This is a genomic window from Streptomyces sp. NK08204, assembly GCF_020400585.1.
Lineage (GTDB): Bacteria > Actinomycetota > Actinomycetes > Streptomycetales > Streptomycetaceae > Streptomyces.
The window spans coordinates 17,337-44,255 of record NZ_JAINVF010000025.1 but is presented as its reverse complement, the minus strand read 5'-3'; the positions used below and the strand labels follow the sequence as shown (position 1 = coordinate 44,255).

Below are 26,919 nucleotides of genomic sequence, written 5' to 3'. Positions count from 1 at the left end.
GGCTGGGAGCGGCGCCCGGAAAGGGACGATCAGCCCACGCCCGCGTTGAGGAAGATCCCGCCGTCCACGACGAGCGTCTGACCGGTGATCCACTCGGACTGCTCCGAGGTGAGGAACGCCGCGGCCCCGCCGATGTCGGAGGGCACACCGAGCCGGCCCAGCGGGTAGGAGGCGGCGGCCTCCGTCTCCCGGCCCTCGTACAGGGCCTGCGCGAACTTGGTCTTCACGACGGCCGGGGCGATCGCGTTGACCCGCACCGCGGGAGCGAACTCGTGGGCGAGCTGCTGGGTCAGGTTGATCAACGCGGCCTTGCTGACGCCGTACGCGCCGATGAACGGAGAGGGCGCGAGGCCCGCGATCGAGGCGATGTTGACGATCGCTCCGCCGTTGTCCTTCTGCCAGGCGTGCCAGGTCTTCTGGGCGAAGCCGAGCGCCGAGATCACGTTGGTCTCGAACACCTTGCGCGCCACGTCCAGGTCGAGGTCGGCGATCGGCCCGAAGACCGGGTTGGTGCCCGCGTTGTTGACCAGGAAGTCGACGCGGCCGAACACCTCCATGGTCCGTTCGACGGTCTCGGTCTGGTGGTCGAGGTCGTGGGCCTTGCCGGCGACGCCGATGACCCGCTCGGCGCCGAGCTTCTCGACGGCCTCCTTCAGGGCGTCCTCGTTACGGCCGGTGATGCACACGCGGTCGCCGCGGGCGACCAGCGCCTCGGCGACGCCGTAGCCGATGCCGCGGCTCGCGCCGGTGACAAGGGCGACCTTGCCGGAAAGCTCCGGGAGTTCAGTCATGTCCGTGTTCCTCTTGTCCCGAGTGCCCTAGTTCAGCGGTCCGCCGGCGACGTACAGCACCTGGCCGGAGACGAACCCGGCCGCCTCGCCGGTGAAGAAGGCGATGGCGTTGGCGATGTCGTCGGGCTCGCCGACGCGCTGCACCGGGATCTGCGTGGCGGCGGCCTTCTTGAAGTCCTCGAAGCCCATGCCGACACGGTCGGCGGTGGCCTTGGTCATCTCGGTGGCGATGAAGCCGGGGGCGACGGCGTTGGCGGTGATGCCGAACTTGCCCAGCTCGATGGCGAGGGTCTTGGTGAAGCCCTGCAGCCCGGCCTTGGCGGCGGAGTAGTTGGCCTGGCCGCGGTTGCCGAGCGCCGAGGAGGAGGAGAGGTTGACGATCCGGCCGAAGCCCGCGTCGACCATGTGCTTCTGGACGGCCTTGGCCATCAGGAAGGAGCCGCGCAGGTGCACGTTCATGACGGTGTCCCAGTCGGAGACGCTCATCTTGAACAGCAGGTTGTCGCGCAGCACGCCCGCGTTGTTGACGAGGATCGTCGGGGCGCCCAGTTCCTCGACGACCCGGGCGACGGCCGCCTCTACCTGCGCCTCGTCCGAGACGTCGGCGCCGACCGCGATCGCCTTGCCGCCGGCCGCGGTGATCTTCTCGACGGTGTCCTTGCAGGCGGCCTCGTCCAGGTCGATCACGGCGACCGCGCGACCCTCGGCGGCCAGCCGTACCGCGGTGGCGGCGCCGATGCCGCGCGCCGCGCCGGTGACTACCGCGACCCGCTGTTCAGTGGTGGTCATTGCTGCTTCTCCTCGCCCTTGAGAGAACCTGTCGTGATCCCCGAGGGGACCCGCTGTGCGGTGAGCGACCGCTTAGTACCTTGGGTACACGTGACGCTAGAAGCCCTGGCACCCGGTGTCAACGGCACACCGGGTCGTGTGATCCATTACCTCACCAGGAGGTCCAGCAGACGCTCCGTTTCGGCCGCCGGGTCGGTGGTGAGCCCGGTGTGCACGGGGCCGGGCTGGACGATGGTGGAGCGTGGCGCGATCAGCCAGCGGTAGCGCCGCCCGGCGTCGTCGCCGGCCGCCTGTCCGGCCGCCTCGCCGCCCGCGCAGTGACGCTCGATCGCACCGAGCGCGGCGCGCACCCCGGCCACGTCGGCCGCCGGGTCCAGGGCGAGCAGCCGGGCCTCGTCCAGATGGGTGCGGGCGCCGACGTAGGCCCGCGCCCGGCAGTAGACGACCACGCCCGCGTTGATGCACTCCCCGCGCTCCACGCGCGGTACGACACGCAGCAGGGCGTACTCGAACACGTCCCGGTCGCCGCCCTGGCCCGCCCGGGTGATATGGCGCTCGGTGACATGCCCGGCCATGTGGATGTGGGTCTCGCTCACTTGCCCTCCTCGATGCCGGTGATGCGCTCGTGGATGACGGCGGCCCTCGCGAGCAGGGGCCGCGCATAGGCCCTGCGCAGGTCGTCCGGGGTGTCGAAGCCGGGCTCGTCGGCGAGCCAGGCGTCGGGGATCTCGGCGGTGACCTCGGCGAGCAGATCCCCGGTGACCCGGGGAGCCAGGTCGGCCGCGGCGGCGGTGACGTCCGGGGCGAAGCGGGCGAGGGCGTGGTCGGAGGCGTCGTAGGGGCGGGCCGCGGAGGCCTCGGCGGAGGGCCAGTTGTGGTGCCAGATCATCGTGGCGCCGTGGTCGATGAGCCACAACTCACCGCGGTGCACGAGAAGGTTGGGGTTGCGCCAGGAGCGGTCGACATTGTTGATGAGCGCGTCGAACCAGACGATCCGCCCGGCTTCCTCGGCGCCCACCGGGAAGGCGAGCGGATCGAAGCCCAGGGCTCCGGAGAGGAAGTCCATACCGAGGTTGGTGCCGCCACTGGACCTCAGCAACTCCTGTACCTGCTGTTCGGGTTCGCCGAGGCCGAGCACGGAGTCCAGCTGTACGGTGACCAGCCGGGGCACCCGGAATCCGAGCCGGCGGGCGAGTTCACCGCAGACGACCTCGGCGACGAGGGTCTTGCGGCCCTGTCCGGCGCCGGTGAACTTCATGACGTAGGTCCCGAAGTCGTCGGCCTCGACCAGTCCTGGCAGCGAGCCGCCCTCGCGTAGCGGCGTGATATAGCGGGTCGCAGTGACCTCTTTCAACATTTTCCCAGGCCATCCGTCTCTTCAGCCTTGCAATGCAAGATCAACCTCGGAGGGGCACCGCAGCGGGAACCGCCCGTCAACGGGCTCTGGGGAGAATCTGGGGGGTCGACCGGCAGGCAGCTTTCCCTGTCTCCCCAGCAGTCCGTCAATGGCCGTTCGCCCCTTGTTTCCGGCCTCGGGCATGAAGTGAGCATAGTAACCGAGGGTGATCGCCGACGAGGATGGTGCCCGAGTCGGCACGCCAGGGTCACGACGGACTCTCCCGTCTGGACCATGATCTGGGCATGAGTGTGCCGCAGCACCTGGAAGCCCTCCTTCTGTGCCGCCAACTCCTTGGCCACCGCGGGGGCATGCCAACGGTACGGTCTTGGCTCCCTGTGGCGGGGCGAATACAGCCTTGCCCCGATCCCTTGGATCGGGCGGCGGATACGGAGGACTCCTCGCGCGTGATCGATGTCCTCACAGGGGCGCATCGCGAACACCTCGCCCTGACGGAGTCCACAGCCCAGGCCGACTACGACGACTGTCCGGTTTCGCGGGCTGGTCACGTCGCGCACTCGCGGTGGCCTCCTCCAACGGCCACGCCTCACGTCGCTCCTGCGGTGCCTTGGGCCACCGCGTGGATTTCGCGTGGATTTCGCGTGGCAGCAACACGGCGACGGCCGTCGAGCGGAGTCTCGGCGTTTCGGCCAACCACCTTGCCTCGCACTCCCGTTGCGGGAAGCGGGTCGATGCATCCTGCACGCCCGCCACGCCCTCCGACTCGGGATTGCGAGACCGACCGAAATACATCAGTTCGATATGCGGGCCGGATCGTTGAGCCTTATGACCGCGCCGGACGACCTTCGAGGGGACCACCTTGACCTCGGCCGCCACGCACGAACAGCAGGACCCGGCGCCTCCTCCTCCACCACCGTCGGCGGAGATCGCCTGCAGCGGGCAGTACTCCGTCAATCCGCTCGCCGAGGTCTCGTTCCGGCGGGTGTGCGCGAAGATCCCGGCCGTCCTGGGCCGGATCGCCCGGCTGTCGTGGCGGAACGACCGGCGCACGGTGCAGTGTCCCGGCAGTCTTCCTCGATACGCCGACGGCCCTTGCCATCGACGCGCCCCAGGTCGGCCCGTGGTCCTGCTGCCGGCCTCCCCCCTTTCGGGCCCTGCGGGAATGCCCGCCCCACCTGGCCTGCGGCCGTGCCGCCCGCCCCGTGAAGGAGAGTCATGACCACCAGACCGTCCACTGCGAGCGCCATCTACTGGGAGCCGCTGTGGGCCCAGGGCCGCCGGTACCGGCCGCTGGATGACGCGGAGAGGCGGCTGCTGGACGAGCACCTCGGCCCCGGCCGCGCCCGCCCCGCCCTCGACATCGGCTGCGGCGACGGCACCCTGGCTCGGTACCTCCATCACGAGCTCGGCTACCGCACGACCGGCGTCGACTGTTCCCCCAGCGCCATCGCGCTCGCCGCCGCCCAGGACACCGGCCCTCGCCCCGGGCCGACCTGGCGGTGCCTGGACATCACCACCGATGACCTCACCGCCCTGCCGGAACCGTCGTTCGCGGTCATCACCTGCCGTCTGGTCTACCGGTGGATGGACGACAAGGCTGCGTTCCTTGACCACGTCCGCCAACTCCTCACACCCGGTGGAGCGCTCTGGGTCGTCACCGAGATCACCGGCCGCCGGACCAGCACCGATCCGGCTCTCCTCGGGCTCGGGATCACCCCCGCGGAAGCCGAGACCCTCACGGCCGGTTGGTCCGTCGTCCACACCGCCGACCTCGACGTCCTGCGCTGCTACACCCTCCGTCCCTGAGCACCCCCTCTCCTACTGGAGCAGCCGGGGAAGCGCCCCTCTTCCGCGGTGGTGGTCGAGGGGCGCCAGGCCGGCAGCCTCAGCCCTGGTGCGTGACCGCCGGGGAGTTCTGGTAGGCCGCAAGAAGCCACTTGCCGTCCTGCCGTGTGAGCACCCAGCTCGCGACCACAAGGCGGCCTTCCGGCACCTCGGTTTCGCCCGGGAAGAGGATGCCCGTCTCGCTGACGACCACAGCCGCATCATCGTTGAGGAAACGGATGTCCAGTACCTTGTCGGTAGTGGTCGAGCCCTTCAGGAAGGTGCTGAAGCCGGCCTTCATGCTCTCGCGGATCTCTTCCCGGGACTTCCGGTAGGACCCGGGCAGGATCGCGCTGGCGTCTTCGGTGTACTCGGCCACGAACGCGTCAGCGTCGTTGGCGCTCCAGGCTTCGTATACGCCCTTGAGCACGTTACGGATGGCGGTCTCGTCCGCTGCACGGGTCTGGTTCGCAATCAAGGTCTTCCTCGCTTCGTCGTACCGGTACAGATCGCTGCGGCCTGCGGCTCACAGGGAGTCGTCTGGGCTCCGCAGATAGATACCGGCGGCCAGGCCAGAACTCATCGCGCCCGTGGAGATTCTTTTCGAGTGGCAGCCGATAGCGCCCTGAACAGCGACGATGCGCCCGTGTCTGGTCGGCTTGCCGCCCCGGAGCCGACGAAGAGGGGCCCGCCCGCGTGCCGACACCGGCACGGGCCCGCGGCGGGCGGAGCAGCCCTTCAGGATTCGCTCTTGGTCTCCAGGCCGAACGCCGCGAAGACCTCGTCGTCCTGGAACACGGTGGTCCTGCTGATGCCGGCGTCAGTGACGGTGAACACCTGCAGGGTGTGCAACTCGAACGCGCCGCTGTCGCCGCGGCGATACGCCGCGAAACCCGGCTGGCCGTTCGCCGCGATCGCATCGAGACGCCAACTGCTGCCGGCCTTCGCGAAGACCCAGCCCATGAATTGGGCGTAATTGTCGCGACCGACGAACCAGTTGAGCATCGGAGGCATCTCCATGAGGACATCGTCGGCAAGGAGCTGCTTGATTCCTTCGATGTCCGCCTTCTCGAACGCCTTCATGTAGCGCTCAACGCAAGCCCGCTGTTCCGCCTGTGAGGGCTCCGCGACTTCGTCCTCCCGGACGCCTGCTTCGTTCAGGCGTGCACGCGCCCGCTGCAGCGAACTGTTGACCGAAGCGACCGACGTACCGAGCACGTCCGCGGTCTCGGCCGCTGAGAAGGCGAGCACCTCGCGCAGGATCAACGCGGCGCGCTGGCGCGCCGAGAGATGCTGCAGCGCAGCGACGAACGCCAGGCGCAGGCTGCCCCGGTCGACGGCTGCGCCGGCCGGGTCCCCCAGGTGCAGCAGCGCGTCGGGCATCGGCTGCAGCCAGGTGACCTCGCCGCCATGGACGAACGGCTGGAGAGGATCGCTTTCCGCGACCATCCCTGATGGCAGCGGTCTGCGGCTGCGGCTCTCCAGGGCACTCAGGCAGGCGTTGGTCGCGATCTGGTACAGCCAGGTCCGCAACGAGCCGCGGGTTCGGTCGTACCGTGCCCGCGCCCGCCAAGCCCGCAGACAGGTCTCCTGCACCAGGTCTTCGGCATCGTGAACCGAGCCCAGCATCCGGTAGCAGTGGGCGAGCAGCTCCGGTCGGTATGGCTCGAGTTGGCGGTCGAAGTCCTCGATCGTGGTCGCCACACCCGGCCCCCGTTTTTTGTTGCGTCCCCTGCCGGGGACACTATCGAACCTCCACCCCACCGGCATGAGGGGGGCCTCAGTGCTTCGGGTGCTGCCCCATCTCGCGTACAGGCACTTCGGTTCTGGGGTTCTGGCTCAACTCCCGCGAAGTGGTCACTGGTAGTCAGATCGCCGAAGCGAGACGGTACCGGTTCGGGCGACCTGGATTCGGGGCGAGGTGAGTCCCAGGGCTCGGTTGCCCAGTCCTGCGGTCATGTGGTCGCCCTCATGTTGCTGGGGCGGACTCTGAACGCATGGTGCCCGCGGCCCGTACCCCTGGGCGGACCTCGAAACGCTCCATGGGAGGAAATCCATATGACCAGCGCATCCCAAGCGGGACCGGCCCGCCGCACCGTCGTGGCGACGGCCGCGGCGGCGGGGCTCGCCACCGCGCTCACCGCCTGCGGATCGGGCGACGGCTCGTCGGACTCGGTGAACAGCGGCTCCGGTACGTCCGCCGATGGTTCGTCCGGTGGTGGTTCGACCGGTGGGGTGCTCGCCAGGACCGCGGACATCCCGGAGGGCGGCGGGAAGGTCTTCGAGGACCGGGGCGTGGTGGTCACGCAGCCGACGACCGGCACGTTCAGGGCGTTCTCGTCCAAGTGCACCCACCGGGGCTGCGCGGTGGGCAGCGTGTCGGGCGGCGCCATCGTCTGCCCGTGTCACGGCAGCCGTTTCTCCATCGAGGACGGCAGCGTGCGGCACGGTCCGGCGACCAGGGCCCTGCCTCCGGCGAAGATCACGGTGACCGGCGACCAGATCACGCTCGCCTGAGCCGCTGGAGGCAGCCCAGCACCTCCTCCGTGGTGGTGACCGTGGCGGCCAGGGTGCGGCAGCCGAGGTTGTGCGGCAGGGCGTCGACGGCGGTGGCGTGGATCGTGGACAGGCCGCGCAGCCGCCCTACGACGAAGTCCGCCTCGGTGACCTCGATCGGCGGCGAGAGCGCGCCGTGCGGGCGAGTTCGGGCAGCGCGCCGTCCGGTCCGACGGCGCCCTGCCGGCACTCCACGGTGAGCAGCACGGTGCTCGCGGGGCCGCGGATCTCGCTGAACTGCTCGCGCGAGGGCATCAGTCAGCGTCGGGGCCGGAAGATCATGATGACTCCCGGCGAGCTGGACGAGTTCCTCGCGACCCAGCGCACCTGCCGGGTCGCGACTGTCTCGGCGGACGGCGCACCGCACGTGAACGCGCTGTGGTTCGCCTGGGACGGCACCTCGCTGTGGCTTTACTCGGTGGTGCGCAGCCGGCGCTGGGCCCAGCTGCGCCGCGATCCTCGGGTCGCCGTCGCCGTCGTCGTCGACTCGGGCGAGGAGTAGGACCAGTTGCGCGGGGTCGAGCTGTCCGGGCGGGTGGAGTTCGTGGGCGAGGTGCCGCGCACCGGGGAGCTGTGCGCCGAACTCGGCGGGCCCGAAACGCTGTTCGCGCACAAGTGCTTCGGCATCGGCGAGATGCCGCACGACGGCCTGCACGCCTGGGTCCGGCTGACCCCGGCGCAGACCGTCTCCTGGGACTTCCGCAAACTCGCCTCCCTCTGACTCCGGTTCAGCTCGCCTGATGCTGCTCCACCTGCCGTGCTGCCGCCCGGAGGGCCTCGACCGCCGCGCGGATCGAAGGGCGGCGGTCGGCGTCCGCCCGCCAGACCACGTACACGTGCCGGCGCACCCGCTGCTTCAGCGGCACCAGGACGACGCCCGGAGGCACCGGGTGGCGACCCAGCAGCGGGGCGATGCACACGCCCAGCCCGCTGGCCACGAGGGCGAGTTGGGTGTGGGTCTCGCCCGCGCGGTGGCCGACGATCGGCTCGACGGCCTTGGAGCGCAGGGTGAACATCAGCCACTCGTGGCAGAACTCACCCTCGCCCCAGGTGATCCACTCGTCCTCGGCGAACTCGGTGAGGTCCACCTCCTCCCGCCCCGCGAGCCGGTGCCCGGCCGGCATGGCGACATCGGCGGGGTCGTCCAGCAGGGGTGCCTTGACCAGGCCGTCGGGCACGGGCATCGGCTTGTTATACCAGTCGAGGACGACGGCGAGGTCCAGGTCGCCGCGTACGACGGCGGCGATGCCCTGCTCCGGTTCCAGCTCGCTGGAGCGCACACGCAGCCCGGGGTGCTCGGCGCGCAGCGCGCCGAGCGCGGACGGGAACAGGCCGCGGGCGGCGGTCGGGAACGCCGACAGCCTGAGTTCGCCGACGACCTGCCCGCGGTGCGCCTCCAGGTCGGACTGGGCGAGTTCGACCTGCGAGAGGATGCGCGCCGCGTGCTCGGACAGCAGTCGTCCGGCGTCGGTGAGCCGCACGCCCCGGCCGTTCTTGGCGAGGAGTCGCTGGCCGACCTCACGCTCCAGCTTGCCCAACTGCTGGGAGACCGCGGAGGTGGTGACGTGCAGCGCCTCCGCGGCGGCGCTGACCGAGCCGTGCCGGGCGAGGGCGTCCAGGGTGCGCAGGCGGTCCAGGTTCAACATGTAAGTGATACTACGAGGTATCAGGTGAGAAGTCTCGATTGTGCTACGAGATCACGTCGTGCATGGTTGAGGTCATGAGCACGACCGCCACACCCCGGATCCAGTCCCGCACCCCCGCCCCGACCCCCGCCCGCCCCCGCGCTCGCCTCGACTGGCGGCTGCGCTTCGGTGCGCTGTCCCTGATCTGGGGTTTCAGCTTCCTGCTGATCAAGGTGGGCACGGGAGGGTACGCGCCCTTCCAGGTGACCCTCGGCAGGCTGGTCTTCGGTACCGCGGTGCTGCTCGCGGCGATGGCCGTGAAGCGGGAGCGGCTGCCGCGCGGGGCCCGGCTGTGGGGTCACATGACGGTCGCCGCGTTCTTCCTGAACGCCCTGCCGTTCTCCCTCTTCGCCTACTCGGAACTGACCATCCCGTCCACGCTGGCCGGCATCTGCAACGCCACGTCGCCCCTGTGGGGCATGGCCCTGTCCATGGTCGCCCTCTCCGAGGACCGGCCGACCCGGGTGCGTGTCGCCGGGCTGGGCCTGGGCTTTCTCGGGGTGCTGACGGTGCTCGGGGCGTGGCAGGGCTTCCACGGGCTGGACGCCACGGGTACGGCGATGGCGCTGCTGGCCTCGCTGAGCTATCCGGTCGGCTGGATCTACGTCCGGCGCATGCTGGCCGGTACGGGCAACTCGCATCTGTCGATGACGGGCGGACAGTTGCTGATCGCCACGCTGCAACTGGCCGTTGTCACCCCCCTGTTCGCAGGACTGCCGACACATGCCCCGCTCGTCCCGCTGCTGGCGATCGCCGCGTTGGGCGCGCTGGGGACGGGGCTGGCGGTGCTCATCCAGTACGGGCTGGTCGCCGAGGTCGGGCCGACCACCGCTCAGATGGTGACGTACTTCATTCCGGTCATCGCCACGGCCGCCGGGGTTGCGATTCTCGGCGAGTCGCTGCGCTGGACCACGCCGGTGGGGGCAGTGATCGTCCTCGCGGGCGCGGCGCTCACCCAGGTGAGGCCGAAGACCCGGGCCGAAGTGCCGAGCGGAAGTCCCGAGCAGAAGTCCTGAGCCGAGATCCCGAGAGGACGCCCCCCAAGGGAACACCCCGAGGGAACGCCCCGAGGGAACGCATCCCACCTGACGTGCGTCAGCCATAGGTCCGCGCCGGTGACGGTCGCACCGCCGCCGCCACCGCCTCCGCCAGAGGGGCGATGTCGTGCACGGTCAGTGTGGAGACCGTGATGCGGATGCCCGGCGGGGTGTCCAGGCGGAAACGGGCTCCGGGGGCCACCGCCCAGCCCGACTGGAGGAGGCGGGCCAGTGCCCCCGTCTCGTCGCGGACGGGGATCCAGACGTTCATGCCGCTGCGACCGTGGGCGGCGACACCGCGGTCGGCGAGCGCGTCGATCAGGGCCTGTCTGCGGGAGCGGTAGGCCGCCGCCACCGCTGCCCTGTCCACCGCACCGTCGGTCCACAACCGGACCACCGCCCGCTGGAGCAGGTGACTCACCCAGCCCGGCCCCAGGCGCTGGCGGCCCCGCACCCGGTCGACCGTGACGGGGTCGCCGGTGAGGACGGCGAGCCGCAGGTCGGGGCCATAAGCCTTGGCGACGGAGCGGACCAGGGCCCAGTGGGTGGTGACGCCTGCGATTGGGTGCAGCGGGAGGTCGACGATGCCGTGGCCGTGGTCGTCCTCGATCAGCAGGGTCTGCGGGTGCTCGCGCAGCACCGCGCGCAGGGCACGCGCGCGCGTGGCGCTCACCGAGGCGCCGGTCGGGTTCTGCGCGCGGCCGGTGACGATCACGGCGCGGGCGCCGGACTCCAGGGCGCGGCGCAGGTCGTCGGCGCGGGGCCCCTCGTCGTCGACGCCCACGGCGACCGTGCGCAGCCCCAGCGCCGGGACGAGGTCCAGGGTGCTGCCCCAGCCCGGGTCCTCGACGGCGACCGCGTCGCCCGGTTTGAGGTGGGCCAGCAGCACGCGTTCCACGGCGTCGAGGGAGCCCGAGGTGACGGTCAGCGGTCCCTCGGGCACGCCGTCGGCGTCGAGGTCGGCGCGTGCGATGCGGGCGAGGTCCGGGTCGACCGGGTCGTCGCCGTACAGGACGGGCTCCCGGTCCCCGGCCTGTGCCGCCGCGGCGAGGGCGGGGGCCAGGCGGGGCAGCAGGGCGGGGTCGGGGTTGCCGGTCGACAGGTCCCGCCCGCCGGCGGGGACCTCCACGCGCAGTTCCTCACGCCCGGTCGTGGCCGGCTTGAACCTGACGCGGCTGCCCCGGCGTCCGGCGGTCTCGATGACTCCGCGCTCGCGCAGGGTGCGATAGGCAGCCGCGACCGTATTGGGGTTCACCCCGAGGCTGGCCGCCAACTCCCTCATCGGGGGCAGCGGTTGGCCCGGCCGCAGCTCTCCGCTGCCGACCGCACGCTCCACGCTCGCCGCGATCTCTGCTGCGCCACGTCCCTGGATTCGATACTCTCCTAGCACAAAAACAATTATGCACTAGTGCAATACTGATCGCCAGGAGAGACGCAATGCAGGGGACCAAGGAGACCAACGCACCGCAGCCGGTATCCACCGCGTACACCCCCACCGACCGTACTGTGCCGACGCGTTCGGCGGAACGGGCCGCATACGACCGGGAGTTGGTGCACGCGATACTGGACGAGGGTTACGTCTGCCACCTCGGCTTCGTCCGCGACGGCGCCCCCGTGGTGCTGCCGACCCTGTACGGCCGGGTCGGTGAGCGGCTCTACATCCACGGGTCCACCGGATCGCGCCCGCTGCGGATGACCGGCCAGGCCGACCCGGGCCTGCCGGTGTGCCTGACCGTCACCCACCTGGACGGGCTGGTCCTGGCGCGCTCCGCCTTCCATCACTCGGTCAACTACCGCTCGGTCGTGGTGCACGGCATCGCGTACGACGTCACCGACACCGAGGAGCGGCGGCTGGCCCTGGACGCGCTGGTCGACCACGTCGTGCCGGGCCGGGCCGCCGACTCCAGGCCCGCGAACAAGAAGGAGCTGGCCGCCACCGCGGTGATCCGCCTGGATCTGAACGAGGTCTCCGCCAAGCTGCGCACCGGCGGCGTGAACGACGAGCCCGAGGACCTGACCCTGCCGCACTGGGCCGGGGTCGTCCCGCTCCGCAAGGGGTACGACATCCCGGTCGCCGACGCCGGCCTGGCGCCCGGGGTCGAACTCCCCGGGTACCTGGCCGATCTGGCGGCGCGCTGAGCTAGGAGGTCGTGGGCACCGGGTCACGGCGCCCGCCTCCCCGGGCCTCGTCCACGGCGAGGCCGCCGACCGCGCCGAGCATCAGCAGGGTGCCGGTCAGGGTGGCAGCAGTGAGGTGTTCGCCGAGCAGGGCGACGGCGAGCACGGCGGCGGTCACCGGCTCCAGCAGCATGATGACGGAGACGGTGGCGGACCGTACGACGGCGGCTCCGGCGAAGTACAGGGCGTACGCGAGGGCCGTCGGCACCGCGGCGATGTACACGACGAGCCACAGCAGCCGGGCGGGGTGGGCGGTGTGCGGAAGCAGTCCCTCGTGCACGGCGAGCGGCAGCACGGCGAGGCCCGTCACCGCGAAGGCCCAGAGCGTGGTGTCGGAGGCGTCGACACCGCCGTCGCGGCCCCACCGGCGGGTGAGCAGGGTCATCACGCAGTAGCCGGCCGCCGAGACGAGCGCGAGGAACACGCCCGCCGGGCGGACGGACGCCTGAGAGCCGCCCAGGGTGAGCACGACCAGCCCGGCGAGCGCCCCGGCGACGGCGAGGACACCGCCGCGGCCCAGCCGCTCCCCCAGCACCAGCCGGGCGCCGAGCGCGATGAGCACGGGTCCCGCGCCGAGGGTGACGACGGTGGCAACGGCCAGCCCGGTCACCCCCACGGCCGCGAAGTAGGAGGTCTGGAAGACGGCCAGACCCAGGCCGGTGGTGACGGCCTTCGCGACCCTGCGGCGCAAGGGTTCGGCCACTGCCGGGCGGATGCGCGGGCGCAGCATGCGGCCCGCCAGCAGCAGGACGAGCCCGATGGCGCAGCGCCAGAACGACAGGCCGAAGGCGCCCATGTCACTGGCCCGGTAGACCAGGGAGGCGGCGGCGCCGGCGGTGCCCCAGGCGGCACCGGTGATGATCAGGTAGAGCAGGCCACGCCCGACGGGCAGGCCTGAGACAGCATTCGACAAGGGGAATCTCTCCGCAGAAGCGCACAGAAGTGCCAAAGCTCGAAGGCGACCCGCCGTGGCGGGGCGCGAGGACCTCATCTGCGGGCAGCACCGTCCGGCCCGGCACGTCGCGCGCCGGGCGTGTGGTCCGGGAGGCCCGCCGTCAGGCGGCGGGAGGCGGAAGGACGAGCGCGTTCGAAGGCATGACCGGCACCTTATGCGGTGGTGTCGCGGGCGGACAACTTCCCGGCGCCGGACCACTCGTGGTCCGGGCCGCCCGTCGCGACCGGCTCCGGGGCGGGCTTGGCGGGGGCCGAGGACTGGGCGATGAACGCGCCGACGAGCACGATGGCGCCACCGGCGATCTGCGGAGCGGACAGGTGCTCGCCGAGCAGCACCCAGGCGAGCACGGTCGCGATGACCGCCTCGAGGCAGGCGACGACACCCGCGACCTGCGGAGACAGCCGCCGCACGGAGAGCACGCCGGTGATGTACGCGATGACCGTGGCGACGAGCACGATCCAGGCGAGCAGTACGAGTGCCGGGACGGCGGTGCCGTTCATGTCCGCTGAGCCGGTCAGCACCGACCAGCGCATGCTCCAGGGGCGGGCGACGAGCGTCAGCACGGCGGCACCGACGAGCAGGCCGTAGGCGATGACCCCCAGCGGGTCCGGCGCCCGCCGGCCCGCGTCACTGCCCTGGTCGGACAGGACGAAGTAGCCGACCTGGCAGCAGGCCGCGCCCAGCGCGAGCACCAGGCCCAGCGCGTCGAAGCTCAGCCCCGACCAGACTTGCACCACACAGGCCAGGCCGCCGGCCGCAAGGACGACACCGAGCGCGGCGGCACGGGTCACCGGCCGGCGCTGGACGAACCGCACCCAGCCGAGCACCAGGGCGGGCGCGAGGTACTCGATGAGCAGCGCCACGCCGACCGGAATACGGGAGAGCGCGGCGAAGTAGCAGGCCTGGACACCCGCCACGGCGAGCAGCCCGAAACCGGCGAGCAGCGCGGGCCGGTCGCGCAGCAGGGCGCGGTGCCGTACGGCGAGCGGCAGCATGACCACGGCGGCACCGGCCACCCGCAGCCACACCACGTGCAGCGGGTCGAGCCCCGCCTCGATCAGTGGCTTGGCCGCCACCCCGGACCCTCCGAAGGCCAGCGCCGAGGCGAGCGCGAGACCGAGCCCGACGCCTTTTCCACGACTGCCCTGACTGCTCTCAGACTTACGCACCGGCACATGATGACAGGCGATGACATGAGCGTCATCCCCCATTGCCCCTGTCTCAGGGGATGGACGGCACACGGACGCCGGCGCGTTCGAGGACCTCGACGGCCCGGGACCGCCGGTCCACGACGAGGGCGGCGAGCAGGTCGGTGCCGTTGACGCGGGTCTCGCCGCGCCGCCGGGCGCGCCCGAGGGCGTACGTCAGGGCGGCTGCGGCGACCGGCGACCAGCCCGCGGCGCCGGGCGTGGCCACGGCACGTTCACCGACGGAGTCCTCCACGCTGCCCTGCCAGCGCAGGCCGTAGCCGATGCTGCGCTGCACGAGGTAGCCGAGCAGCCGGGCGAGCTGCGGGGCGTCGCCGACGGCGGCGCGGACCTCGGCGTCGTGTTCGAGGAGGGAGTGGAGCAGGTGGGCGGTGTCGATCTGCCGGTCCCCGTCCCGCACGGCCCTCCTGCGGGCACTGGCGACCACCGCCGCCAGCTCGGCACTGAGCCCGGCTTCGTCGTCCATGTCCCCACGCGGGTCCGTCACGTCAGAGGCGGGCCGGCGGGCTGTACGCGATTGCACAACCCCTACCCCATCAGCCACAACGGTCCGGGGCATCGACGGGCGGAACCATTTTCGCGTCCCACGCAGAGTGGACATCGCCGACCGGGATCTCATCCTTACGGAGGAGATGCGGTCGGCCGCCCGCCAGGGGCGCGCGCCGCCGCCTTGCCGCACGCCCCTCAAGGCAACGACGGCCTCTTGCCACCCGTCCGACACGGGCAGGGAAAGCATGTGCGGGTCCTGCCTTGTGGAGCTGCCGTCGGTGGACGGCAAGCAGCACGCGCACCGGGTGTACGCCCCAAGGGGAGCACTGCGTGGGTTCTGTTCGACGCGGCGGTGACACGTCGCGCGGGCCGGGTGGCATCCCGGGTTTTCTGATGGCCCATCAGCAGGCTCACCGACCGGTCGTCGTACGGGAAGTGGAACGCGCCCCGCACAGGCTTTCCCGAGGACAGGCCGAACCCCCGCGGTGGGCGGTACGTTCCAGGAGAACATGAAGCTGATGGGCTTCCCGGTGAAGGGACCGTCACCGCCCGCTGGCCGCTCGGACCCGACGGAGAGGCCAGGACGGTCCGCGTCGACGGTGAATTCACCGGCACCCCGGTGTCGCTGGTGACGGGCAGGCTCAAGGACTCGGCGACGGCCGCGTGGAACGAGCCGCTGCGCACGCCGGCCGGGCAGGTGACCTGAGCCGGCACCATGGACGGTTGCCCACGGCGCAAAGGTGGTCGGCTGCGACGTGGTTGGAGTCGGCGCCGTCGGGGCACTCGGCGATGGTGCCCCACTGATCGGGGCGCCGGGAGGCGCAGACGCGGTGTGCACCGGCTGCTCGACACGGAGCCAGCCGGTACGCGGAGTGGGTCGTGGGAACCGCCTCTGCCCTCCCCCCGCCGGTCAGTGGGCCGCAAGCCCGTTGGCGGCCGGACCCCCGCGCTGCCGGACGACGCGCGACTTCAGGTGACCGTCATGCAGACGTTCCTGCCCCATCCCGACTTCCGCCGTTCCGCCCTGCTGCTGGACCGCCGGCGCCTCGGCAAGCAACGGGTCGAGGCGCTCCAGGTGCTGCGCGGTCTGACCGTCCCGGGATACGGATGGCGGCGGCACCCCGCCGTGCGCATGTGGACCGGATACGAGGAGGCACTCGTCCGCTACGGCCTGGAGATCTGCCGGGTCTGGCGGGAGCGGGGACACCAGGACAGCTGCGCCGCCTCGCTCGTCGCCGGTTTCACCGAGGCCCGCCCGGGCACCCCCGTGAGAGACCAGCCCGCTCTCGCCGCCGCCGGCGAACTGCCGCCCTGGCTCGGCGACGAGGCGTTCCACCGGAGTCACCGGTCGGCACTCGTCCGCAAGGACCGGGACGCCTATGGCGACGTGTTCCCGGGAACACCGGACGACCTGCCCTATGTGTGGCCGGAGTCCGACCGGGAACGGGATGTCAGGCCCGTCGCCCGGTGACGCACGCAAGGAGCGAGGGACGGGAGAGAGCCCGGCCAGGAGCCTGGTGCCGGTGCACGCGACGAGACTCTCGCGGTGACCGCCACCCCACCGCCGAGCCCTGTCCCCTCGACCGGCCACGCAACAGGGCGTCCCGCGGAGGATTCCGGAGGGCGCCCCGGTCGTCGTGACGGCCTCAGCGCTCATCCTCAGTGCTCATCGGCGAGGATCAGGTACAGCTTCTTGCGGGCTTCGTTGATGACGGCCAGTGCCTTCTCGCGCTGCTCCTTCGTGCCGGTCTTCCAGACCTGCCCGAAGGCTTCCATCAGCCCGAAGCCCGCCTGGCGGATCTCGCTGAGGGCCTCCCAGTCGACCCCGCGCGAGGCCTCCTCCCAGGGAGCGTCCGGCCCCTCCTCGGCGGCGCCACGACCGGTCTCGGTGAGCGAGAAGAGCTTTTTGCCACCCTCGCTCTCGCTGGTGATCAGACCCTCGTCCTCCAGCAGCTGGAGGGTGGGGTAGACCGAGCCGGGGCTGGGCTTCCAGACCCCGCCGCTGCGCTCGGCGATCTCCTGGATCATCTCGTAGCCGTGCATCGGCCGGTCCTTCAGCAGGGCCAGGATCGAGGCGCGTACGTCACCGCGCCGTGCCCTGCCCCTTGGACCGCCACGCCCTCGCGGCCCCCATGGGCCCGGGCCGAATCCGGGTCCGCCTGGCCCGAAGGGCCCGAAGGCGGCGCGCCGCCCCTCGAAGCCGCCGAAGCCGCCCCGGCCGTGTCGACCCGGACCGCACTCCTCGTGTCCACGCTCGAATCCGTGGGGGCCCACCGCGACCACCCCATCCCCTCGTTGACCTGTCGCTTATCAATCGCGATCTTTACGTGATATCTCAACGATATATCGAGACCAGTCGCATGACAACCTTCTTCCCCCCGGGGGAATGTCCTGTGACAGCGAATCTCGTTCGATTGCCACTGAACTTTGACCACCGGTACGTTCCTGCCACCGACCTTTGACCGTTGCGGTTGGAGGTCTGGTGGGGGCACCGGCTCAGGCGTACGGAGATCCGTCGTTATCCGCCTTTGAACTGGACTTTCTTGAGTCTGGTGAGCGTTGCCGCGGGCCGTTGGGCCAGTTGTGGAGTACGCGGTTCGAGGGCGTTCAGCCGGTTGGGCTACGAGTCGTGGCTGGAGCGGGACTGCCTGATCTTGCTGGACCGTGATCCGGAGGTGGTCGAGATCGCCTCACAGCCCTTCTGGCTGCACTGGCAGGACGGTCAGGAACAGCGTCGCCATGCGCCTGACTACTTCGTACGCCTCGCTGACGGGCGGGCCAGGGTGGTCGATGTCCGGTCCGCGGACCGGCTGGACGAGCGGACCGGGGGAAGCGTTCACGGCGACGCGTCGGGCCTGTCTGGCGGTGGGCTGGGAGTTTGCGTGGATGGGCACGCCCAAGCCGGTGTTCATGGCGAACATGCGCTGGCTGGCCCGCTACCGGCGGACCCGATCGGGACGCCCGACCGCCCGCCGCGACACCCCGCATGATCGCGGCCGAGTTCGCCCGTTTCCTCGGGCTGCCGGTGGTGGCCCGCATGAACATCATCGACCTGACATGCTCAGACCGATGCCGCCAGCGAGCACGTCGCCAACAGCTCAGGCAGCCTCCCGCGAACCCACCTTCTCCACCGCCGGTCACATCGCCGACACCACAGCCCGCACCACCACCCCAGCCACCCGAACCAGCCCCCACGGCATCAACGAGACCCTGCGAGACCTGCGGAGGACCACTACCAGCAGGGCGCTGCCAGCAACAACGCCGGACGTGCTCACAGCGCTGCCGCCAGAAGGCATACCGGCAGCGGAAGGCGCAGCAGCCTTCTAGGCTGGCGCGGTGACTGATGAGCAGGAGCGGGTGCAGCCGTCGGGAGTGTGGGCCACGGCGGTGGGGGTGGCCAGGGTGCGGGCGCTGGAGACCGAGCGGGAGAACGCCCTGTTCCGCGACCCACTGGCACAGGCCTTCGCCACCGCTGGCGGCCTATGGCCCTCCTCGCCGCCGCTGCCCGATGACGAGGCCGCGCGCCGCCGCCGACTGGCCGTGTCTTTCTCCATCGTCATCAGGACGAAGTTCCTCGATGACCTGTTGCAGCAGGCCTCCGCGTCCGGGGTCCGGCAGGTCGTGTTGCTCGGCGCCGGCATGGACAGCCGGGCCTTCCGAATCGACTGGCCAGAGGGCACCCGACTGTTCGAGGTCGACACCGCCGCGCCACTGGACTTCAAGGCTTCGGTGCTGCGCCAGGAGCGGGCCGTCGCACGCTGCGAGCGGATCACCGTCGCGGTGGATCTGCGTGAGGACTGGCCAGGCGCGCTGGCCGCCGCAGGGCACGACCCAGCGATGCCGACCGTGTGGATCGCCGAGGGACTGCTGATCTATCTGCCCGAGGACGCGGTGGAGCTGCTGCTGGCCCGGATCAGCACGCTGTCGGCGGCAGGCAGTCGGATGGGGCTGACGTTGGGCTCGCGCGGCGTGATCGAGCGCTTCGGCGCGGATGCCGTGCCGGGATCGGCGGCGTCCATGTGGGTCTCGGAGATGCCCTACGACCCGGTGGGCTGGCTGGCCGGGCACGGCTGGGAGGCTGACAGTCACACCCTGCGCGAGCGCGCTGCCGCCTACGGCCGCCCGATCAGCACCCCGCCGCAGCGCGAGGAGCGGCCCGGCGGCCTGATCTCGGCGGTCCGCCGGTAAAGCGCCTCCAGGCGGTCAAACTTCAGTGGCAATCGGTCAAGGTTCACTGTCACAGGACAGGGAACGCTCGCCAGCGGTTGGCAACTCACGCGTGGTCTGGTGGCGGTGGCGGGAGCTCGTCCGCGAAGGGGACGGTCGAGCCCGGCCAGGCGAAGGTGAAGCGGTGGGAGGGTCTGTCGTACGTGACCGAGGCACTGCACGGGGCAAGCCTGAAGCGACGGTGGATCCATCCGTCGATGGCGAGGGCAGCGACCTCAGCGCGGAAGTCGGCGCCCGGGTACGTGAAGGCATCGACGTCGAGGACCAGGGTCCGGCCGTCGACCAGGTGTCTGGCATGCAGGGAAGCCCCGAAGGCGAGCCAGGCCGCCTCCAGCCAGTACGGAGTTCGGCCCGGAGGCAGCCGCAGGTACAGCGAGCGGTAGATGAGGAGGGCGGGCGGGGGCGGGGGCCCGTCCGTCTCGTACGCGTCAGCGCGCAGGTCTGCGGCGAAACCCACGCCGGCGTGGATGGAGCGGTAGCGGAAGGTCTCGTACATGGCGCACATCCTTCGCTACGGACCGCATCGGAACCCAGGCCCCCTGACCAGCTGCGGACACCCGGGAGCGGAGGTCCGTGTGCCGGTCCAGGCCGGTCCAGGCCGGTCCAGCAGTCGTGAATTGGCCTTGGCCCCACGGCTCGTCGCGGCTCTAGCGTCGGCGCCATGCGTATCCGAATCGTCGACGCCTTCACCGACCGCCCCTTCGCCGGCAACCCGGCCGGAGTCCTGCTCCTGGACGACGGGTTCCCGGACGACGACTGGCTCCAGAACGTCGCCATGGAGGTGAACCATGCCGAGACCGCGTTCGCGCACCGGCTCCCCGAGGGCGGTGACGCCGACTGGGCGCTTCGCTGGTTCACGCCGGTCGCCGAGGTCGCGATGTGCGGCCACGCCACGCTCGCCACCGCGCACGTCCTGCACACCAGCGGAGCCCACAAGGGGCCGGTGCGGTTCGCCACCCGCAGCGGCGTGCTCATCGCCACGCCGGACGCGGACGGTTCGATCACCCTCGACTTCCCGACCGCCCCGCTCACGCCCGTGGAGGTCCCGGCCGGTGTCGCCGAAGCGCTGGGCGCCGAGCCGGTCGCCGCCTTCGACACCGGACCGAGCGTCGGCGACCTGCTCGTGGAACTGGCCGACGAGACGACGGTGCTCGGCCTCACCCCGGACCACAAGTCCCTGGCCGCGTACTCCTCACGGGGCATCATCGCCACCGCCCGCGCCGACGCCCCCTCCCGGGGCTACGACTTCGTCTCCCGCTGTTTCTTCCCGAACGTCGGCATCGACGAGGACCCGGTCACCGGCAGCGCCCACACCGCGCTCGCCCCGCACTGGTCCGCCCGCCTCGGCCGCGAGGACCTCATCGGGCTCCAGGCGTCCCGCCGCACGGGCCTCGTCCGCACGGTCCTGCGCGGCGAACGCACGCTCCTGACCGGCCGCGCGGTCACGACCATCGAGGGCCGGCTGCTGTCCTGAACCGCGACCCGAGCGGCGCCTCGAGGGGCTGGGCGGCTCAGTGCGCGGGTGTGGGCAGCCACCCCACTTTGCCCGCGAGCAGGGCGTAGCCGACGAAGGCGCCGATATCGAGCAGGGAGTGCGCGACGACGAGGGGGCCGACCCGGCCCCAGCGGCGGTACAGCCAGACGAAGACGACGCCCATCACCACGTTGCCGACGAAGCCGCCGACGCCCTGGTACAGGTGGTACGAGCCGCGCAGGACCGCGCTGGCCATCAGCGCGGTCCCCGGGGTCCAGCCCAACTGCCCGAGCCGACGCAGCAGATAGCCGACGACGATCACCTCTTCGAGGATCGCGTTCTGCAGCGCGCTCAGGACCAGAACGGGGTACTTCCACCACACGCCGGGCAGCGCCTCGGGCACGACGGTGAGGTTGAAGCCGAGGCCGCGGGCGGCGAGGTAGAAGGCGATGCCGGTGCTGCCGATCACGGCCGCGATCCCGGCTCCCCGGGCGAGGTCGAACCTGGGGCTGGTGCGGTCGAAGCCCAGCGTGCGCAGGCTCTGGCCCTCGCGCAGCAGCAGATGGGCGACGAGGGCCACGGGGACCAGCGCGGTGGCGATGCCGAAGAGCTGCCAGGCGAGGTCCAGCCAGGGACGGCCGGGCGCGGCCGAGGCGTTCAGGGTGGCGGCCTGGTCCTTGAGGCCGCCGGGCTTGGTGACCGAACCGATGAAGCTGATGAGCGCGGACACCCCGCTCGCCCCCAGCGAGACCCCGAGCACCAGCAGCGTCTCGTCCCGCAGAATCCGCCGCGGCTCCCGCTCCCCCGCCAAGGAATCAGCCACCGAGTCAGCCTCCACCGGCACTCCGCCCTCCAGCCACACACAGCCGACAGCCCACCTACGCCCGCAAGGATCGCAGAACCGACACGGGCGACCCTGCACCGGGCTGGTGGGGCGCGGGAAGGGAAGCAGTCGTGCGCCGGACGGGGCGAGGCTGGCGGGGCGCGCCGGGGGCGCGAGGTGACGTAGGGAGAGGCGTTCGGAAGGAGAAGGCAGGGGCGGTGGGCACGTGGGCCGGTGCGGGAGGACGGCTCGGGCGGGAGGCATGTGGAAGCTCGTCGAGGACCGAGAGCGAACCTGTGGATCGAGGCGGCCGTGAACGGCTTCTCCGCCGCCTCTTTCCCCGCGGCCCCCTCCCTCTCTTCTCCGCGCGCCGTGGTCGCCGCCACCCCTTCCTCTCCACCACCCCTGTGTTCTGCGCCGCGACGGCGCCGGGCACCCGGCACTACGGCGCGAGCCGGCGGTCATCACGGCGCTCAGGCCTCCGGCGCTCACCGCTCACCCCTCCGGCCCCCTCACCCCGCCGCCTCAGAACCCGCCGGCCCTCACCCCCTCCGTTTCAAACCCCGGGCTCCGCCCGCGGCACTCTGAGCCGCCGCACTCACCCGAGCGGCACAGGCTCAGGCAGACCCACCGGCCAGGTGTGTACCGGCTCGCCCGCGTGCATCAGTTCGGCGTAGCGGCGGGTCGTCGCGGCCAGGGCCGACTCGCGAGGCAGGCCCTGTTCCAGGGCGCGGTGGAAGGTGGCCGCCTGCCAGGACGCTCCGTTGACCCGGCGTCGGCAGCGTTCCTCGATCACGCCGAGGTAAAGGTCCCGGTCGGCGGCCTCGACCCCCCACGCGTCCAGCCCCGCGGAGGCCAGCGGCAGCAGCTCGTCGCGGACCAGCGTGACGGCGTCGACCTCGCACGTGCCGCCGTACCGCCCCCTGCGCGGCCAGACGAACCGTGCGTCGATGCCGTACCGGCACGCGGCATCGAAATTCGCCTCGGCCGCTGCGAAAGGCAGCCGGGTCCACACCGGACGTGACTCGTCGGCGAGCATCCGCACCAGACCGTAGTAGAAGGCCGCGTTGGCGATCACGTCGGTGATGGTGGGGCCGGCCGGCAGCACCCGGTTCTCCACGCGCAGATGGGGAACGCCGTCCGCGATGCCGTACACCGGCCGGTTCCAGCGGTACACCGTGCCGTTGTGCAGGACGAGCTCCGCAAGGCGCGGTACGCCCCCGGCGTCGAGCACCTCCAGCGGATCCTCGCCGTCGCAGATCGGCAGCAGCGCCGGGAAGAAGCGCAGGTTCTCCTCGAACAGGTCGTACGCGGAGGAGATCCAGCGCTCGCCGAACCAGGTCCGCGGCCGTACCCCCTGTGCCTGGAGCTCCGGCGGGCGCGTGTCGGTCGACTGCTGGAAAAGCGGCGGCCGGGACTCTCGCCACAGTTCGTGTCCGAAGAGGAACGGCGAGTTGGCGCCGAGGGCGATCTGCGCCGCGCACGCCACCTGGGCCGCGTTCCACACGTCGGCGAACCGGGCCGGGGTGACCTGGAGGTGCAGCTGTACGGAGGTGCATGCGGCCTCGGGGACGATGGACCTCGAGGTGCAGGTGAGGTGCTCGATGCCGTCGATGTCGAGCAGGAAGTCCTCGCCGCGTGCGGCCACGATCTGATCATTGAGCAGGGTGTAGCGGTCGACCTCGGAGAGGTTGGAGGAGACCAGGTCGTCCCGCTCCAGGGTGGGCAGGATGCCGATCATGACGATGCCGGCCGCCACCTCGGCGGCCTTGCGGTCCGCATACGCCAGGGCAGTGCGCAGTTCCTCGGCGAGCCGGTCGAATACCCGCCCACCCAGCCGGTGGGGCGCTATGTTCACTTCCAGGTTGAACATGGCGAGTTCGGTCTGGAAGTCGCGGCTCGCGATCCGCTCGAGTACTTGACCGTTCAGCATTTTCGGCAAGCCGTCGGGCCCGGCCAGATTCAGTTCGATCTCCAGCCCCATGAGGTTCTTGGGACGGTCGAATCGCTTCTCGACCAGTAGCCGCTCCAGTCCCGCCAGGCACATGTGGAGCTTTTCGCGGTAGCGCCGGCGATCAGACAGTTCAAACTGCCCCGCCACGACCTTCTCCCCCATCGAAGTGTCCCTCCTCGGATGGGCGGGCCGTTCATCCGGCCGCCGGGGTCCCGGGTCAGGTGGGATGATGCCCAGTCGAAGCCATTGATAACGCCCCTGCTGGTACCGGCGCCCGCTACGCTGTCGGAATGTGCCCAGCGGCACATTCACGGGGCATGCAGCAGTGCGCACTGTCGGGTTCCCTGGGAGCCTCGTGAAAAACGCCGACGACATTCGGCCGACCGCAACCGCGCGGTATTTCGAGGTCAGCGCGGCACACCCGGCGGAAAACCGGGAGGATTCCCGCGTATCGGCAGCTGAACGGCGACCCAATAGCGCCTTGTCCGCCTCACCGCAATCGGATAGGCGAAACTCCACCTGAACACTGGTCGTATAAACTCGGTGAACAAGGCGTAAGGTGGACGCCCCGGTCCTGGGCCTTCCCGTGATCCTGCCGTCGAGGTGACTGACGGTCGGGAGGTCTCGGCACCGCACCCTCGTTCGTCGAACGGGCACCACCACTCTCGCCATCAGTGAGCAGACAGCGCTGTCCGCCCCACCCTCCTCGCGCCGCCGCGCCTGTCGAATGAGAGGCGACCCACATGCCGCTCCACCTTCCCCCTGCCCCCGCGCCCGCCCTGCGCTCCGTCCTCACCGCCCTCGGTTCCCCGACCGCGGTGCGCGAGGCCAAGACGCCCTCCCTGCGCGCCGCCCACGGCCCAGTGACGCCCGAACTCTCGCTGCCCGTCCACGTGTTGGACCGGATCAGCGCGCAGGGTCTGTCCGCGACCCGGCTGGCCGGCTGGCGCTTCTTGATCCACTGCGGGGACCGCGCGGTGGCCGCGGCCGAGACCATGCTGACGCCCGACGGCTGGGCCTTCTCGCACTTCTTCGAGGGGCCGTACATCACGTCGACGGAGCGTGCGCTGCAGCAGGCCGAGGGGCTGCAACAGCCGTACCAGCCGCGCCTGCTGTCCGTGCCCGGGCTGTACATGCTCACCCTGTGGCTGCACGGGGACTGCGCCGCCGACGGCGCGGAAGGACATCCGGCCGCCACCGACCTCCTGGTCCCCCTGGCCCCGGCGCCCCCCGGCATCTTCGCGCACCGCCCGCATCGCGTCGCCGATCTGCTCCCGGTGCTGACCCATCGGGCGACCGCGGTCCCGAAGATCCCACTGCTCGGCTCGCCCGCCTGAACCAGGCCTGCACTCTCAGGCGCGCACGCGTACCCCGCGACCCCGGAAGGGAAGCGGGGTACTCCTGTTATTCCTGCCCCAGGGGAGCGATAATGCTCGTACGGGCCGGAAAAGGATCTTCTCTGACCCCCTTGGCGGTCTCGACGACGATCTCCGCGTCGATCTCCAATCGATCTCCGCGTCGATCTCTCCGACCGGACTAGTCCCATCCGGTCACCCCGAACCACCCAAAAGGACAGGGGAGTTGGAATGAACCGTCCGCGCGGGTGACGCGTCATGAACCTGTGAGAAGCGGTGCTGCGAAATCCCTGCGGATCGACGCCGAGAGGGCAACACTGGGTTCCGACCGACTTATCACAACGGGGGACGGACATGACCACGACAGAGCGAAAGATCCCACCCATGTGCCAGCACCAGCCGCCGTGCCCGCCAGCGGAGTCCGCCGACCGGGAGTCCGCCCGCCTCATGGCCCACCACCCGGAGCAGGGATGGAGCCTGCTGTGCAACGGCGTCCTGCTCTTCGAGGACACCGGTGAGCTGCTGCCGGACGGCCGCGTCATCGCTCCGCACCGGCCACTCGGTGCGGAACGGGTGATGACCGCCGCCTGAGCGCAGCACAGTGACCCGATGAGGGGCCGGCCGCACACACCGGTGCGCACCGGCCCCGACGTGTGTCCGGGCCCGGCTACCGTCAGTAGCCGTACGTCAGCCCTTCGTGGGCCCGGCCGGTGAGGCCGCCACCCACTGGCGTTCGGTGACCGAGCAGGCGGTCCGGGTCGCGTCGGAGAGGACCAGCAGCGGCGGGAAGAAGGCGGCCCAGCGGGTGACGACAGCGAGAAGGGCGGCCCTCCCGTTCACCGGGGATCTGCCGGAAGAAGCCGCGCAGGACGACGAGCGCCGTCGGCAGCCCTAAGACGACCCGTGGACGGATCACGCCAGGATGTCGCCCCCGCTGGTCGGATCGCCCTCGCGGAGGTGGGATGGAAGGGAGGCCTCGCCCGCGGGTCCCGCGGGCACCCGCGAGAAAAACGGTGGAGTCATGTCCGGTCACGACACCTCCGCCCCACCCCGCGTGGTGGTCGGCGTGAGCGGTTCCCTGGGCAGCGTCACGGCCCTGCGCCGGGCCACCGCGCTGGCCCGCACGCTGGGCGCCGAGCTGTGGCCGGCGCTGGCCTGGGAACCGCCGGGCGGCGACCCCGCCGCACGTCGCTCCCCGGCGGCCGGCCTGCCGGTGGCGGAGTGGCAGCGGCTGGCGCAGCAGCGGCTGGCCTCGGTGCTCGACGAGATCTTCGGCGAGAAGGGCCCCGGTGTGCCGATGCACGCCGTCGTCGTCCGCGGCACCCCCGGCCGGGCGCTGGTGGCGCTCGCGGACCGCGAGAACGACCTCCTGGTCGTGGGCGCCGGACGGCGCGGCCTGCAGCGCGCCTTCTCGGGTTGGGTCTCCCGGCACTGTGTGGCCCACGCCCACTGCCCCGTCCTCGCGGTGCCCCCGTCCCCCCTGGAGTCCGAACTGGTGTCCGTGCACCGGCGCAACGTCTGGCACCTACGGATCGACACGCGGGGTCTGTGAAAAGGGGAGAGGGGCAGGACCCGACAGCCGCGGGAGGCAGAACCGGACCGTCGACCGGCCGAGGGCGCGCCCGGGCTGAGGCCGCTGCCGACCGCGGCCGAACGTGCGCGCCAGTCATGCCGCGTTACGCCCGACGGCCAGCCCGGGACCGCGGTTCCCGGCCCGTGCCCCTATCGTGACCGGCATGCAGTCCTACACCATCGGCCAGGCCGCACGGCTTCTCGGCGTCAGCCCCGACACCGCCCGGCGCTGGGCCGACGCGGGCCGGGTGGCCACCCATCGCGACGAGGCCGGGCGGCGGCTCATCGACGGCAAGGCCCTCGCCGCCTTCTCGGTCGAACTGGCCAAGGCGGGCGGCGGCGAGGAGGACGCCTCCTACACCTCGGTCCGCAACGCCTTCCCGGGCATCGTCACCGCCATCAAGCTCGGCGACGTGGCCGCCCAGGTGGAGATCCAGGCGGGCCCGCACCGGCTGGTCTCCCTGCTGACCCGGGAGGCCGTGGAGGAACTGGGCCTGGAGGTCGGTATGGAGGCCACCGCGCGCGTGAAGTCGACCAACGTGCATATCGACCGCGTCTGACCTACCGCTCGCTGCGCCGCACCCGGTGACCGCAGATACAGGGCACACGGTTCCGTACAAACGCACATGCCAGCTCCCGGCCACA

At 71.1% G+C, this 26,919-nt stretch carries 28 protein-coding genes and 5 pseudogenes; 16 read left to right on the top strand and 17 right to left on the bottom strand.

Annotated elements, in window-relative coordinates:
- Positions 1–29: 29 nt before the first annotated feature.
- The 4 genes from K7G59_RS28235 to K7G59_RS28220 form a co-directional block, all read right to left on the bottom strand.
- Entirely contained in the window at positions 30–791 is a 762-nt protein-coding gene (locus tag K7G59_RS28235; RefSeq protein WP_225839073.1) for an SDR family oxidoreductase, read from the bottom strand.
- A gap of 27 nt (positions 792–818) precedes the next feature.
- On the bottom strand, positions 819–1,580 hold the full coding sequence (gene fabG, locus K7G59_RS28230) for a 3-oxoacyl-ACP reductase FabG (protein WP_225839072.1): 762 nt from the start codon (positions 1,578–1,580) through the stop codon (positions 819–821).
- A gap of 146 nt (positions 1,581–1,726) precedes the next feature.
- Positions 1,727–2,176 (bottom strand): DUF3037 domain-containing protein, encoded by a 450-nt coding sequence (locus K7G59_RS28225; RefSeq protein ID WP_225839070.1) that lies wholly within the window; start codon positions 2,174–2,176, stop codon positions 1,727–1,729.
- The gene (locus K7G59_RS28220) at positions 2,173–2,937 is read right to left on the bottom strand and encodes a HipA family kinase (protein ID WP_225839068.1); all 765 of its coding nucleotides are present in this window, start codon (positions 2,935–2,937) and stop codon (positions 2,173–2,175) included. Before K7G59_RS28220 ends, K7G59_RS28225 begins: the two co-directional genes overlap by 4 nt.
- 859 nt (positions 2,938–3,796) lie before the next feature.
- Between K7G59_RS28220 and K7G59_RS28215 the strand changes: the two are divergent.
- Together K7G59_RS28215 and K7G59_RS28210 are read left to right on the top strand one after the other, a co-directional pair.
- A pseudogene (locus tag K7G59_RS28215) lies at positions 3,797–3,994 on the top strand (ABC transporter ATP-binding protein); the annotation flags it as partial.
- Between the two features lie 158 nt (positions 3,995–4,152).
- Positions 4,153–4,743 (top strand): bifunctional 2-polyprenyl-6-hydroxyphenol methylase/3-demethylubiquinol 3-O-methyltransferase UbiG, encoded by a 591-nt coding sequence (locus K7G59_RS28210; RefSeq protein ID WP_225839066.1) that lies wholly within the window; start codon positions 4,153–4,155, stop codon positions 4,741–4,743.
- A 79-nt stretch (positions 4,744–4,822) separates the two neighbouring features.
- On the opposite strand, the gene K7G59_RS28205 is transcribed toward K7G59_RS28210, so the two are convergent.
- Complete coding sequence (locus K7G59_RS28205; protein ID WP_225839064.1) at positions 4,823–5,239, bottom strand: SgcJ/EcaC family oxidoreductase; 417 nt, start codon at positions 5,237–5,239, stop codon at positions 4,823–4,825.
- Between the two features lie 260 nt (positions 5,240–5,499).
- Complete coding sequence (locus tag K7G59_RS28200) at positions 5,500–6,465, bottom strand: sigma-70 family RNA polymerase sigma factor (protein WP_225839062.1); 966 nt, start codon at positions 6,463–6,465, stop codon at positions 5,500–5,502.
- Positions 6,466–6,819: 354 nt separating this feature from the next.
- On the opposite strand from K7G59_RS28200, the gene K7G59_RS28195 reads away from it, so the two are divergent.
- The gene (locus K7G59_RS28195; protein ID WP_225839061.1) at positions 6,820–7,278 is read left to right on the top strand and encodes a Rieske (2Fe-2S) protein; all 459 of its coding nucleotides are present in this window, start codon (positions 6,820–6,822) and stop codon (positions 7,276–7,278) included.
- A gap of 40 nt (positions 7,279–7,318) precedes the next feature.
- On the opposite strand, the pseudogene K7G59_RS28190 reads toward K7G59_RS28195, so the two are convergent.
- Positions 7,319–7,572 (bottom strand): annotated as a pseudogene (locus K7G59_RS28190) (hypothetical protein); the annotation flags it as partial.
- A 25-nt stretch (positions 7,573–7,597) separates the two neighbouring features.
- Between K7G59_RS28190 and K7G59_RS28185 the strand changes: the two are divergent.
- Positions 7,598–8,038: pseudogene (locus tag K7G59_RS28185) on the top strand (pyridoxamine 5'-phosphate oxidase family protein).
- 7 nt (positions 8,039–8,045) lie between these two features.
- On the opposite strand, the gene K7G59_RS28180 reads toward K7G59_RS28185, so the two are convergent.
- Positions 8,046–8,963: a LysR family transcriptional regulator gene (locus tag K7G59_RS28180; RefSeq protein WP_225839059.1), complete on the bottom strand. Its 918-nt coding sequence runs from the start codon at positions 8,961–8,963 to the stop codon at positions 8,046–8,048.
- 74 nt (positions 8,964–9,037) lie between these two features.
- Here K7G59_RS28180 and K7G59_RS28175 point away from each other — a divergent pair, with 74 nt between their 5' ends.
- Positions 9,038–10,018, top strand: a complete 981-nt coding sequence (locus tag K7G59_RS28175) for a DMT family transporter (protein WP_225839057.1) — start codon at positions 9,038–9,040, stop codon at positions 10,016–10,018.
- Positions 10,019–10,097: 79 nt separating this feature from the next.
- On the opposite strand, the gene K7G59_RS28170 is transcribed toward K7G59_RS28175, so the two are convergent.
- A complete protein-coding gene (locus K7G59_RS28170) occupies positions 10,098–11,429 on the bottom strand; it encodes an aminotransferase class I/II-fold pyridoxal phosphate-dependent enzyme (protein WP_225839056.1) in 1,332 nt (443 codons plus the stop codon).
- Positions 11,430–11,476: 47 nt separating this feature from the next.
- On the opposite strand from K7G59_RS28170, the gene K7G59_RS28165 reads away from it, so the two are divergent.
- Positions 11,477–12,178 carry a pyridoxamine 5'-phosphate oxidase family protein gene (locus tag K7G59_RS28165; protein ID WP_225839053.1) on the top strand — a complete coding sequence of 234 codons (702 nt, stop codon included), beginning with the start codon at positions 11,477–11,479 and terminating at the stop codon, positions 12,176–12,178.
- 1 nt (position 12,179) lies between these two features.
- On the opposite strand, the gene K7G59_RS28160 is transcribed toward K7G59_RS28165, so the two are convergent.
- The 3 genes from K7G59_RS28160 to K7G59_RS28150 form a co-directional block, all read right to left on the bottom strand.
- Positions 12,180–13,130 (bottom strand): DMT family transporter, encoded by a 951-nt coding sequence (locus K7G59_RS28160; protein ID WP_225839050.1) that lies wholly within the window; start codon positions 13,128–13,130, stop codon positions 12,180–12,182.
- 194 nt (positions 13,131–13,324) lie between these two features.
- Positions 13,325–14,383, bottom strand: a complete 1,059-nt coding sequence (locus K7G59_RS28155) for an EamA family transporter (protein WP_263976883.1) — start codon at positions 14,381–14,383, stop codon at positions 13,325–13,327.
- A gap of 10 nt (positions 14,384–14,393) precedes the next feature.
- Positions 14,394–14,903: a Clp protease N-terminal domain-containing protein gene (locus K7G59_RS28150; RefSeq protein WP_374114293.1), complete on the bottom strand. Its 510-nt coding sequence runs from the start codon at positions 14,901–14,903 to the stop codon at positions 14,394–14,396.
- 366 nt (positions 14,904–15,269) lie between these two features.
- Between K7G59_RS28150 and K7G59_RS28145 the strand changes: the two are divergent.
- Together K7G59_RS28145 and K7G59_RS28140 are read left to right on the top strand one after the other, a co-directional pair.
- A pseudogene (locus K7G59_RS28145) lies at positions 15,270–15,575 on the top strand (SRPBCC family protein).
- Between the two features lie 276 nt (positions 15,576–15,851).
- A complete protein-coding gene (locus K7G59_RS28140) occupies positions 15,852–16,340 on the top strand; it encodes an MSMEG_6728 family protein (RefSeq protein WP_225839048.1) in 489 nt (162 codons plus the stop codon).
- Positions 16,341–16,528: 188 nt separating this feature from the next.
- Here K7G59_RS28140 and K7G59_RS28135 read toward each other — a convergent pair whose 3' ends face one another.
- On the bottom strand, positions 16,529–17,143 hold the full coding sequence (locus tag K7G59_RS28135) for a PadR family transcriptional regulator (RefSeq protein ID WP_225839047.1): 615 nt from the start codon (positions 17,141–17,143) through the stop codon (positions 16,529–16,531).
- A 341-nt stretch (positions 17,144–17,484) separates the two neighbouring features.
- On the opposite strand from K7G59_RS28135, the gene K7G59_RS28130 reads away from it, so the two are divergent.
- The 3 genes and pseudogenes from K7G59_RS28130 (at position 17,485) to K7G59_RS28120 (ending at position 19,057) form a co-directional block, all read left to right on the top strand.
- Entirely contained in the window at positions 17,485–17,859 is a 375-nt protein-coding gene (locus K7G59_RS28130) for a hypothetical protein (RefSeq protein ID WP_225839218.1), read from the top strand.
- Positions 17,835–17,927 (top strand): annotated as a pseudogene (locus K7G59_RS28125) (ATP/GTP-binding protein); the annotation flags it as partial. The gene K7G59_RS28130 and the pseudogene K7G59_RS28125, both read left to right, overlap by 25 nt.
- 314 nt (positions 17,928–18,241) lie before the next feature.
- The gene (locus K7G59_RS28120; RefSeq protein WP_225839209.1) at positions 18,242–19,057 is read left to right on the top strand and encodes a class I SAM-dependent methyltransferase; all 816 of its coding nucleotides are present in this window, start codon (positions 18,242–18,244) and stop codon (positions 19,055–19,057) included.
- Between the two features lie 85 nt (positions 19,058–19,142).
- On the opposite strand, the gene K7G59_RS28115 is transcribed toward K7G59_RS28120, so the two are convergent.
- The gene (locus tag K7G59_RS28115) at positions 19,143–19,592 is read right to left on the bottom strand and encodes a hypothetical protein (RefSeq protein WP_225839046.1); all 450 of its coding nucleotides are present in this window, start codon (positions 19,590–19,592) and stop codon (positions 19,143–19,145) included.
- Positions 19,593–19,757: 165 nt separating this feature from the next.
- Between K7G59_RS28115 and K7G59_RS28110 the strand changes: the two genes are divergently transcribed.
- Positions 19,758–20,570, top strand: a complete 813-nt coding sequence (locus K7G59_RS28110; RefSeq protein WP_225839045.1) for a PhzF family phenazine biosynthesis protein — start codon at positions 19,758–19,760, stop codon at positions 20,568–20,570.
- 37 nt (positions 20,571–20,607) lie between these two features.
- Here the strand turns inward: K7G59_RS28110 and K7G59_RS28105 are convergent, their stop codons facing one another.
- Both K7G59_RS28105 and K7G59_RS28100 read right to left on the bottom strand, forming a co-directional pair.
- On the bottom strand, positions 20,608–21,414 hold the full coding sequence (locus tag K7G59_RS28105; protein WP_225839044.1) for a CPBP family intramembrane glutamic endopeptidase: 807 nt from the start codon (positions 21,412–21,414) through the stop codon (positions 20,608–20,610).
- A gap of 577 nt (positions 21,415–21,991) precedes the next feature.
- Positions 21,992–23,509, bottom strand: coding sequence for a glutamate-cysteine ligase family protein (locus K7G59_RS28100; protein WP_225839043.1), 1,518 nt, complete (start codon positions 23,507–23,509; stop codon positions 21,992–21,994).
- A gap of 581 nt (positions 23,510–24,090) precedes the next feature.
- Here K7G59_RS28100 and K7G59_RS28095 point away from each other — a divergent pair.
- A complete protein-coding gene (locus tag K7G59_RS28095) occupies positions 24,091–24,684 on the top strand; it encodes a hypothetical protein (RefSeq protein WP_225839042.1) in 594 nt (197 codons plus the stop codon).
- Positions 24,685–25,086: 402 nt separating this feature from the next.
- Complete coding sequence (locus K7G59_RS28090) at positions 25,087–25,293, top strand: DUF5999 family protein (protein WP_225839040.1); 207 nt, start codon at positions 25,087–25,089, stop codon at positions 25,291–25,293.
- 96 nt (positions 25,294–25,389) lie between these two features.
- Here the strand turns inward: K7G59_RS28090 and K7G59_RS28085 are convergent, their stop codons facing one another.
- On the bottom strand, positions 25,390–25,542 hold the full coding sequence (locus K7G59_RS28085; RefSeq protein ID WP_225839038.1) for a hypothetical protein: 153 nt from the start codon (positions 25,540–25,542) through the stop codon (positions 25,390–25,392).
- A 181-nt stretch (positions 25,543–25,723) separates the two neighbouring features.
- On the opposite strand from K7G59_RS28085, the gene K7G59_RS28080 reads away from it, so the two are divergent.
- Positions 25,724–26,254, top strand: coding sequence for a universal stress protein (locus tag K7G59_RS28080; RefSeq protein WP_225839036.1), 531 nt, complete (start codon positions 25,724–25,726; stop codon positions 26,252–26,254).
- A gap of 184 nt (positions 26,255–26,438) precedes the next feature.
- A complete protein-coding gene (locus K7G59_RS28075) occupies positions 26,439–26,834 on the top strand; it encodes a molybdopterin-binding protein (RefSeq protein ID WP_225839034.1) in 396 nt (131 codons plus the stop codon).
- The last annotated feature ends 85 nt before the right edge of the window (positions 26,835–26,919 follow it).